Here is a 9268-nt window from a genome sequence, read left to right on the forward strand (position 1 = left end):
TCATGTTGTTTTATATTAATTAAAATGGATTTTTTAAATTAATCCCACACTTACATTTAATTAAGAATTAAAATTTAAAAAATAAAAACTGGACATGTAATAATAACATGACAAATTAATACAATTAGCACTACAAGAGATCAAAAGGTTTTCCTATGGTCAGAAAATCGGTAAGCTTAACCCTATCTGGTAATCTTTTATTTAAAACGGAATCCGCTATGTCCGCTCCCCTTACATGGCATGATGTCATCGGCAATGAAAAAGCACAGCCTTACTTTACTGATACATTGACGTATGTCGCTAACGAACGTAAAGCAGGTAAAACCATTTATCCGCCACAACAGGATGTTTTCAATGCATTCCGCTATACCGAACTGGCTGATGTAAAAGTGGTGATTCTGGGACAGGACCCTTATCACGGCCCGAATCAGGCGCATGGTCTGGCTTTTTCAGTACAGCCGGGTATTCCCGCGCCACCTTCACTCGTTAATATGTACAAAGAACTGGAATCTGATATTGCAGGATTTCAGCGTCCCAACCACGGCTGCCTGCTCAGTTGGGCAAAACAAGGGGTTTTATTACTGAATACAGTGTTAACTGTTGAACGGGGTAATGCTCACTCCCATGCAAATCTGGGTTGGGAGACTTTCACAGATAAGGTCATTGCAGCGATCAATGAACACCGAAGTGGTGTCATTTTCCTGCTCTGGGGTGCCCATGCTCAGAAAAAAGGCCGTATTATTGATACCCAGCGCCATCATGTTCTGAAAGCACCACATCCTTCTCCTTTATCAGCACATCGCGGTTTTCTGGGTTGTAAGCACTTTTCACAGGCTAACCAGCTACTTGAAGCTCAAGGTTTAGCATCAATTGACTGGAACCCGGTACTTCCTGAATAGTTATTTTATAGCTGCAAAAATGCCGCCTAAAACGGCGGCATTAAATAACGTAAACGGTATTTCTTATTTAGAAACAGCAACCATTGCAGGACGCAACAGACGCCCATTCAGAGTATAACCTTTCTGCATAACCAACATTACATGGTTTGGTTCATGCTGATCAGACTCCATCATAGTCATCGCCTGATGCACTTCGGGATTGAAAGGAACATTGATATCACCAACAACTTCAATACCGAATTTACCTACGGCATCAATAAATGATTTCAGTGTTAACTCAATACCCTCAATCATTGGAACCAAAGTCTCATTAGCCCGATCAGCCGCTTCCAAAGCACGTTCCAGATTATCAATTACTGGCAGAAGCTCATTAGAAAATCTTTCCAGTGCAAATTTATGTGCTTTTTCCACATCCTGCTCAGCGCGACGACGAATGTTGTCTACTTCAGCACGAGCACGCAGAATCGCATCACGTTCACGAGACTGAGCCTGTTTCAGCTCTTCTTCCAACTCGGCAACACGCGGGTCAACAATGCTTTCAGTCTCTGGCGCGTCTGCCTTTTCTGCATCCATTTGTTGCTCAAATACATTTTCTGTATTTTCTGAGACTTGCTCGTCAGGTACTTTTTGGTCTTTACTACTCATGAATATCTCCGCGTATTTTGTATTATATTCGCCACTCTCGCTTATTATGGGGATCAAAACGAGGGATTCAAGGGAACACATCATATTGTGAGGGCAAAACCATATGCTGCAGGAAATAACAGCAATGAATAATGAATTCAAATGCATCGGTATTGTCGGGCGTCCACGTCACCCTGAAGCACTAGCCACTCATGAAATGCTTTATCACTGGCTGGTCTCTAAAGGTTATTGCGTCATTGTGGACAGACAAGTTGCAAAAGATATTAATTTAAAAGACGCTCAGACCGGAGGGTTAACTGAAATCGGCAAAACTGCCGATTTAGTGATTGTCGTTGGTGGTGACGGTAATATGCTGGGAGCCGCCAGAGTACTATCCCGTTATGATATTAAAGTTATTGGCATTAACCGTGGTAATTTAGGCTTTCTGACGGATTTAGATCCAGATAACGCTCTGCAACAGCTTTCTGAGGTTCTCAATGGAGAATATCGGGATGAAAAACGATTTCTACTGGAAGCGCAAGTCACAAAAAAAGGCCAGAAACCACGGCATAGTACAGCACTGAATGAAGTTGTCCTACATCCGGGCAAAGTTGCCCATATGATCGATTTTGAGGTCTATATTGATGAACGTTTTGCCTTTTCGCAGCGTTCGGATGGCCTCATTATAGCAACACCGACCGGCTCAACTGCCTACTCTCTGTCAGCCGGTGGGCCAATACTAACGCCGAATCTGGATGCTATTGTGTTAGTACCGATGTTTCCACATACACTCTCTGCCCGTCCTCTGGTGGTCAGCAGCGAAAGTAGCATTCGTCTAAAGTTTTCCCAAAACAGCAATGATTACGAAGTGAGTTGTGACAGCCAGATTGTATTACCGATTCAGGATGGTGAAGAAGTTATCATTAAGCGTAGTGAATATAACCTGCACTTAATTCATCCGAAAGATTACAATTATTTCAATACACTGAGTACCAAGTTAGGCTGGTCAAAAAAAATGTTCTAAAAAAGATGCCTTCCTACTTTACTGTATAAAAAACCAGTTTATACTGTGCAAAAGAACAGACATGTTTTTATGCACAGGAACATGGACTTATATACAGAAACATAGTTTTAAGTATAGGAAAAGGTAGGAGGAGCACGATGTTAGCTCAATTGACCATCAGTAATTTTGCCATTGTTCGCGAACTTGAAATTGATTTTCGTCCAGGAATGACAACCATCACCGGAGAAACCGGAGCGGGTAAATCAATCGCAATTGATGCGCTCGGTTTATGTCTCGGTAATCGCGGAGAAGCGAATATGGTTCGAGCTGGTGCTCCCCGTACTGATATCTGTGCCCGGTTTTCGCTGGCAGATACACCTTCTGCCCGTAAATGGCTTGAAACTCACCAGCTTGATGGCAGTTTTGATGATGATCATGAGTGCCTGCTACGGCGTACTATTACCGCAGACGGGCGCTCCCGTGGTTTTATCAATGGTACTGCCGTTCCCCTTTCTCAACTGCGTGAATTAGGTTCACATCTGATTCAGATCCATGGTCAACATGCCCATCAGCTGCTTTTAGAAAACCGCCATCAAAGGCATTTGCTGGATACTTATGCCGGTGAATTCACACTCAAAAATGAAATGAAGCAAGCATATCAGCAATGGAGGCAAAGCTGTCAGGCTCTTGCCCAATTCCAGCAACAGGCTCTTGAGCGCCGTTCACGACAACAGCTACTGGAATACCATCTGAAAGAACTGAATGAGCTGGCACCTCAATCCGGTGAATATCAGGAGCAGGATAGCGAATATAAACGTCTGGCAAACTGCGGTCAGTTTTTGTCTGGCAGTCAGGATATCCTCCAGATTTTAAGTGACAATGATGAACAAAATATCGTTAGCCTGCTGAGTTACGCACGGAACGAACTCACTGAACTTGCCAACATGGATCATAAACTCAGCGGGTTACTGAATATGCTGGAAGAAGCCTCTATCCAAATCAGTGAAGTGAGTGATGAGCTACGTCACTATAGTGACCAACTGGAATTAGACCCTAACCGCTTGTTTGAGCTGGAACAAAAAATCTCACAGCAAATCAGTATCGCACGTAAACACTACGTTTCCCCCGAGGAGTTACCCGCCTTACATCAGCAACTGTTGGAAGAACAGCACCAGCTTTCGCAGCAGGAAGATGATTGTGCTCACCTTAGTGAACTTGTCAGCGTACACTACCAACAAGCGCTCAGTGTTGCTGAGAAGCTCCACCAGATTCGCCAGCAATACGCTATCGAATTAAGTCAGCTTATCACCAACAGCATGCATCAACTTTCCATGCCTCACGGTCGATTCACTATTGATGTGATTTTCGAGCCTGAGCATTTAAATCTTGATGGTGCCAGCAAGGTAGAATTTAATGTTACAACTAACCCCGGGCAGCCTCACCAATCACTGGCTAAAGTCGCTTCAGGTGGTGAACTTTCCCGCATTGCTCTTGCGATTCAGGTGATTACTGCTAAAAAAATGGAAACACCAGCACTAATCTTTGATGAAGTTGATGTTGGTATCAGTGGCCCGACAGCAATGATAGTAGGTCGACTTCTCCGGGAATTGGGCGAATCAACTCAGGTTATGTGTGTTACTCATTTACCTCAGGTTGCAGGATGTGGGCATCAGCATTTTTACGTCAGTAAACAGACTGATGGAGAGGAAACAGAAACCCAAATGCAGCTTTTAGATAAAAAATCTCGGTTGCAGGAGCTTGCCCGGCTTCTTGCAGGCAGTGAAGTGACAAAAAACACGCTGGCTAATGCGAAGGAACTCTTAGCGGCATAACTTGTTATACGCAATGGATTTCAAATTGCATTGCGGCGGCAAGGGAGTAAACCCCTGAGAGCATAGACAACTATGTGACCGGGGTGAGCGAACGCAGCCAACAAAAAGACAACTTGAAAGACGAAGTGTATACAACTTTTTTGTATACTTGAAGTCATATATCTTACCGATTTCAAAATTAAAGCTATAGGCAAATAGCATAGAGGTTTTCAAACTCTATAATGTTTATTATCATCGACAGCCTAACTCCTAAAGGAATGTGATTACTATGCGCTGTAAATTGTTGACTGCCGCAACTCTATCTTTAGTTATGCTGACTGCGGGTTGCTCTATGTTTGAGCGAGTTATTTATCGTCCTGATATTAATCAAGGGAATTACCTGACACCGGATGCAGTATCAAAAATCCATAAAGGGATGACTCAACAGCAGGTTACTTACACTTTAGGAACACCTATGCTGACAGATCCGTTTGGTAGCCAGACATGGTATTACATATTCCGTCAGCAGCCCGGGCACGAGAAAGTAAAACAAGAAACATTAACACTCACTTTTGATAGTAATGGCGTTTTAACCGATATCAAAAATGAGACATCTTTGCCTAAAAATGGGTAAGGTTCGGGATTTTATTTACTCGCCAGTGAATTAATTTCTGGCGAGTAAATATCAAACAGATATCTACTGAGTACTATTTTTTGCACGTTCTGCACGTTTACGACGCATTTCTTTCGGATCAGCAATAAGAGGGCGGTAAATTTCAACACGATCCCCCTCTTCCAAAATATCTGCCAATTTAGCCGGGCGGCTATAAATGCCAATTTTATTCTTAGTCAAATCAATGTCGCCACGTAACTCTAGAAGCCCCGATGCCATAATTGCCTGTTCGACAGTGGCTCCCTGTGGCAATTTCACATTACGCAGATATTGCCGTTCTGGTAAAGCATAAATGACTTCAATATTAATTTCAGACACTATAAACCTCTCGCGCACGTTGGGTAAAAGCATGAACCATATTACCGGCCAGTTCCTTAAATACTTTACCAAAAGCGAGCTCAATCAACTTATTAGTGAATTCAAAATCGAGATGTAATTCAACCTTACAGGCATCTTCGCTAAGTGGAATGAAGTGCCATCCCCCCATGAGTTTGCGGAAGGGGCCATCAACCAACTGCATACTGATGCTTTGGTTGTCAGATAACGTATTCCGCGTTATAAACGTCTTACTGATCCCTGCCTTGGAGACATCAACAGAAGCCGTCATTTCGTTACCATTACTGCTTATAACGCGGCTGCCGACACATCCCGGCAAAAAATCCGGGTAAGATTTCACATCATTGACCAATTTATACATTTGTTCCACGCTGTACGGAACTAACGCAGAGCGATTAATCTGTGGCATATCATTTCCTGTAAAACATAACAGCGCCGAATAATATCACTTTAATGTGGTTAAATAAAAACCCGATGACCTTTAGCGCAATAAATGTGCAGTTATCACTAAATATCATGCAGAAGAGATTTCTTTCATTAGCGCTTACAGTATAATACAACGCATTATGACAAAGAAAAAAGCACACAAACCCGGTTCGGCAACAATTGCCATGAATAAGCGAGCTCGCCACGAATACTTCATTGAAGAAGAATTCGAAGCTGGCTTATCGCTACAAGGTTGGGAAGTCAAATCACTGCGCGCTGGCAAGGCAAACATCAGTGATAGTTACGTTTTGCTTAAAAATGGTGATGCTTATCTTTTTGGTGCCACAATCACACCATTAAATGTCGCCTCTTCCCATGTGGTCTGTGATCCTACACGGTCACGTAAACTGTTACTTAACAAACGCGAACTTGATTCCCTATACGGCCGGATCAATCGTGAAGGTTATACTATCGTCGCCCTTTCCCTATATTGGAAAAATGCGTGGTGTAAAATCAAAATCGGCGTTGCCAAAGGTAAAAAAGAGCACGATAAACGTTCAGATATTAAAGAACGTGAGTGGAAATTAGACAAAGCGCGAATTATGAAGAATGCAGGGCGTTAACCACTAGCATTATTGCTCAATATTCTGATATACTTGCGTTTAACATACTTGGGGCTGATTCTGGATTCGACGGGATTCGCGAAACCCAAGGTGCATGCCGAGGGGCGGTTGGCCTCGTAAAAAGCCGCAAAACAATAGTCGCAAACGACGAAAACTACGCACTGGCAGCTTAATAACCTGCGCAGAGCCCTCTCTCCCTAGCCTCCGCTCTTAGGACGGGGATCAAGAGAGGTCAAACCTAAAAGAGATCGCGTGGATGCCTTGCCTGGGGTTGAAGCGTTAAACCTAATCAGGCTAGTTTGTTAGTGGCGTGTCTGTCCGCAGCTGGCAAGCGAATGTAAAGATTAGACTAAGCATGTAGTACCGAGGATGTAGGAATTTCGGACGCGGGTTCAACTCCCGCCAGCTCCACCAAATTTGGTAGGACAGTGTTAGGACAACAACTTGAAAAACAGGCAGTTAGCAAAGTTGGTAGGTCACTGTCATGACAGTAAAAGGACTTCAAAGTGCACGTGAAATGCACGTGAAGTTAAATCTAAGGCACCTCAGATTCCCCTCTGAGGTGTTTTTATTATGGCTTTAGCCAGTTTAAGTCGCGTTAGCGTCTTAAACATAAAACCACCCGCTTTGCGGGTGGAGTTCAAAGGTTATACCAAGAAAAACACCTTTCCGTTACGATATAGATGTTCAAGCTAATATTCGTAATTCAAATAAGGAAAGGTGTTTATGGGCATTAAAGCACAAAGCTCAGCGCATACAAAGTGGCTGTGTAAATACCATATCGTCTTTTCGCCGAAATATAGACGGAAAGTGATTTGTAACAAAATCATTTCCATTTGTAAGAAAGAGTAACAAAAAAACAGGCTGTTTTACCTGTTTAGAGTCTAATTTTTCCTTCTGAATCATGCGCACCAAATTTTATATTGAAGAACGGTCATCGTTATTTTTTTCAAAAAATTCACCACTAAATTTCCTCTCTGAACTGGCTCACTTCTGTACGCATAAGCAGCATATTGAAATATTCAAATTTTTTGATTGCATTTAACTGAGTGCGACAAATATTTTGCATACTCACTCCACTGAGTAACAAGAGAAATAATTGCGGTTGAGTAATCACTCCATTTGAAACGGAAGGATTAAGCCAAAGTGAGGATGAATGGAAGAATCAATGGGTTAAAAGGTGAGATTTCTTACCTTTACGTAACTTATTCATCTTTTTTTGTTGTCAAACAAAATGGCAGTTTAAATTATAACCGAATGCATAATATAGAAAAATCATTATTGTCTGCCCTATAAGCACGCAAAATCTTGTCCATTTATGTTCTGAATTGGATATCTTTCCTCTACAATACGACCATTTAAAAATATTACGCAATGGTAATGATAATCAGAATTATCTTTTATTACCATAAAGCATCTTTCCAAGACGTTCTTAGTATATGCCTCCCCTCTACTATTATGGCGATTCCATATAATTTCCTCATCGCAGGTAGTAAATATCCAACCCTCGTATGACATTACATACACATTCCCTAGGTGGATAGATAATTTCGAGGCAAAAGAAGTTATTCTAGGCTTACTCGTTACCCCCATTAGAGGTTGCATGTATTTGTTAGAATTTGAATTAGCTGACTTGCAGGCCGCAAGGCGAACGCTATGTAAGGTTTTAATATCAGTCCATCCTTGAATAAGATGAAAAAGTTGCATAGGACTACAAGTCATTCTATTTATTGCAATCCATGGTCTTCCATCGTAAAAACCAAGACCATGACATGAAATGGTAAGCTGATTTTTACCTGACACTTCCCCGTGGGGCTCTTCAAAAATAAAAGAGTCTGGGAATACTTCGATTAGTCTCATAATTGCATCTCCTCACATCAGGAGTATCTTGAGGTAACGACTTAACCCTACTCTTCCTATGCTATTGTGTAAACCTTATTCTAGCTTGAGTCTTTTGCCACCTTCTGCTTCACATTCCACACCGAATCCACCGGCATCTGGACATCTAAGCAATAGACTCACTCCGGCTGTTCAGGCCAGACGATATCGGGGGCAGCAGAACAATCCACCCGATTGAGCAGGACACGATATTTTTTCCATTTGAGCAGTGCGGCTTTCTCTTCCTTCGTCGCCATGTCGAGGTCAACGGCGTCTTGCCAGATATCGATTCTTTCTTTGGCGGTGTTAATGAGATAACGCTTCTTACTTTCCGCTTCTTGCTGTAATTCTGCCTGTGTCGGCGGGGGGATATCTCCCCATGTAGGTAAGCCATCAGGTCCTGCAACGCGCCGTTTTCCTTTGGGCGGTGTCTGACCGGCGTATTCAATAAAAACAGCCTCGCTCACCTCAATACCATCGTCCGGCCATGAGCCCGCATCAAGGTAACTCTGTTTCATGACGACCGGATGGAACGCGTTTATTTTTGCACTGTAAACATACATCATTAATACCCCACTGCGAGCCAATATGCCCACGGTTCACCTGAAGTGGTGGTTGTGTAAACAAACCCTGAATTACTGACTCTATATGCGACAATATTAGCGCTAGAACCACCACTCGCATTTCCCAGTGTTAATTGTACGTTAAAACACAGGTTCGGATATCTAACAGGGAAAGCAACCCGGGTTTCATCACTGTCTCTGGTCACTAGGTATAGCAGAACCAACATAATATGACATAGCATCTGAATTCAAATGACAAGGTATCACTACTGCTTATGATGTATTTAAACTGCGTCAAGTTATGCTGATTTAGCTATAGTATCGTCATGAATAATTTTGTGCAATAATGATGCCCCATTATTCCATTACAAAAGTCGATTAATCATGAGTACACCCGCACACCGCCGCCACGATATTTCAGATCGCGCTTGG

General features: G+C 42.5%; 11 protein-coding genes, 1 other RNA gene and 1 pseudogene. 7 read left to right on the top strand and 6 right to left on the bottom strand.

Translation table 11 applies throughout. The features are described from left to right. The first annotated feature begins 218 nt into the window (after positions 1-218). Positions 219-899, top strand: a complete 681-nt coding sequence (gene ung / locus AAC855_RS17840) for a uracil-DNA glycosylase (RefSeq protein ID WP_340611372.1) — start codon at positions 219-221, stop codon at positions 897-899. Between the two features lie 63 nt (positions 900-962). On the opposite strand, the gene grpE is transcribed toward ung, so the two are convergent. Next, positions 963-1544: a nucleotide exchange factor GrpE gene (gene grpE, locus AAC855_RS17845; protein WP_099111875.1), complete on the bottom strand. Its 582-nt coding sequence runs from the start codon at positions 1542-1544 to the stop codon at positions 963-965. A gap of 124 nt (positions 1545-1668) precedes the next feature. On the opposite strand from grpE, the gene nadK reads away from it, so the two are divergent. The 3 genes from nadK (at position 1669) to bamE (ending at position 4971) form a co-directional block, all read left to right on the top strand. Next, positions 1669-2547 (top strand): NAD(+) kinase, encoded by an 879-nt coding sequence (nadK, locus tag AAC855_RS17850; protein WP_340611373.1) that lies wholly within the window; start codon positions 1669-1671, stop codon positions 2545-2547. Positions 2548-2684: 137 nt separating this feature from the next. Next, entirely contained in the window at positions 2685-4358 is a 1674-nt protein-coding gene (gene recN, locus AAC855_RS17855) for a DNA repair protein RecN (protein WP_340611374.1), read from the top strand. A 268-nt stretch (positions 4359-4626) separates the two neighbouring features. Beyond that, a complete protein-coding gene (gene bamE, locus AAC855_RS17860) occupies positions 4627-4971 on the top strand; it encodes an outer membrane protein assembly factor BamE (RefSeq protein ID WP_340611375.1) in 345 nt (114 codons plus the stop codon). 63 nt (positions 4972-5034) lie between these two features. Here the strand turns inward: bamE and AAC855_RS17865 are convergent, their stop codons facing one another. Together AAC855_RS17865 and AAC855_RS17870 are read right to left on the bottom strand one after the other, a co-directional pair. After that, the gene (locus AAC855_RS17865) at positions 5035-5328 is read right to left on the bottom strand and encodes an RnfH family protein (RefSeq protein ID WP_340611376.1); all 294 of its coding nucleotides are present in this window, start codon (positions 5326-5328) and stop codon (positions 5035-5037) included. After that, a complete protein-coding gene (locus AAC855_RS17870; RefSeq protein ID WP_099111870.1) occupies positions 5321-5755 on the bottom strand; it encodes a type II toxin-antitoxin system RatA family toxin in 435 nt (144 codons plus the stop codon). Before AAC855_RS17870 ends, AAC855_RS17865 begins: the two co-directional genes overlap by 8 nt. Before the next feature lie 157 nt (positions 5756-5912). Here AAC855_RS17870 and smpB point away from each other — a divergent pair, with 157 nt between their 5' ends. The 3 genes and pseudogenes from smpB to AAC855_RS17885 all read left to right on the top strand — a co-directional run. Then, entirely contained in the window at positions 5913-6395 is a 483-nt protein-coding gene (smpB, locus tag AAC855_RS17875) for an SsrA-binding protein SmpB (RefSeq protein WP_340611378.1), read from the top strand. 50 nt (positions 6396-6445) lie between these two features. After that, positions 6446-6809: a transfer-messenger RNA gene (gene ssrA, locus AAC855_RS17880) on the top strand. A 312-nt stretch (positions 6810-7121) separates the two neighbouring features. Next, positions 7122-7223, top strand: a pseudogene (locus AAC855_RS17885) (transposase); the annotation flags it as partial. A gap of 462 nt (positions 7224-7685) precedes the next feature. Here AAC855_RS17885 and AAC855_RS17890 read toward each other — a convergent pair. From AAC855_RS17890 to AAC855_RS21690, 3 genes are all read right to left on the bottom strand, one after another. Continuing rightward, positions 7686-8255 (bottom strand): hypothetical protein, encoded by a 570-nt coding sequence (locus AAC855_RS17890; RefSeq protein ID WP_340611380.1) that lies wholly within the window; start codon positions 8253-8255, stop codon positions 7686-7688. A 158-nt stretch (positions 8256-8413) separates the two neighbouring features. After that, complete coding sequence (locus AAC855_RS17895) at positions 8414-8839, bottom strand: tail fiber assembly protein (protein WP_340611381.1); 426 nt, start codon at positions 8837-8839, stop codon at positions 8414-8416. Beyond that, on the bottom strand, positions 8839-9078 hold the full coding sequence (locus tag AAC855_RS21690; RefSeq protein ID WP_422824403.1) for a gp53-like domain-containing protein: 240 nt from the start codon (positions 9076-9078) through the stop codon (positions 8839-8841). Before AAC855_RS21690 ends, AAC855_RS17895 begins: the two co-directional genes overlap by 1 nt. Between the last annotated feature and the right edge of the window lie 190 nt (positions 9079-9268).

The organism is Xenorhabdus bharatensis, assembly GCF_037996705.1.
Classification (GTDB): Bacteria; Pseudomonadota; Gammaproteobacteria; order Enterobacterales; family Enterobacteriaceae; genus Xenorhabdus; species Xenorhabdus bharatensis.

What these genes read in the sequence shown, in the direction of transcription:
- ung (WP_340611372.1), top strand. Translation starts at nt 219, where the DNA reads ATGTCCGCTCCCCTTACATGGCATGATGTCATCGGCAATGAAAAAGCA.
- grpE (WP_099111875.1), bottom strand. Translation starts at nt 1,544, where the DNA reads ATGAGTAGTAAAGACCAAAAAGTACCTGACGAGCAAGTCTCAGAAAAT.
- nadK (WP_340611373.1), top strand. Translation starts at nt 1,669, where the DNA reads ATGAATAATGAATTCAAATGCATCGGTATTGTCGGGCGTCCACGTCAC.
- recN (WP_340611374.1), top strand. Translation starts at nt 2,685, where the DNA reads ATGTTAGCTCAATTGACCATCAGTAATTTTGCCATTGTTCGCGAACTT.
- bamE (WP_340611375.1), top strand. Translation starts at nt 4,627, where the DNA reads ATGCGCTGTAAATTGTTGACTGCCGCAACTCTATCTTTAGTTATGCTG.
- AAC855_RS17870 (WP_099111870.1), bottom strand. Translation starts at nt 5,755, where the DNA reads ATGCCACAGATTAATCGCTCTGCGTTAGTTCCGTACAGCGTGGAACAA.
- smpB (WP_340611378.1), top strand. Translation starts at nt 5,913, where the DNA reads ATGACAAAGAAAAAAGCACACAAACCCGGTTCGGCAACAATTGCCATG.
- AAC855_RS17890 (WP_340611380.1), bottom strand. Translation starts at nt 8,255, where the DNA reads ATGAGACTAATCGAAGTATTCCCAGACTCTTTTATTTTTGAAGAGCCC.
- AAC855_RS17895 (WP_340611381.1), bottom strand. Translation starts at nt 8,839, where the DNA reads ATGATGTATGTTTACAGTGCAAAAATAAACGCGTTCCATCCGGTCGTC.
- AAC855_RS21690 (WP_422824403.1), bottom strand. Translation starts at nt 9,078, where the DNA reads ATGCTATGTCATATTATGTTGGTTCTGCTATACCTAGTGACCAGAGAC.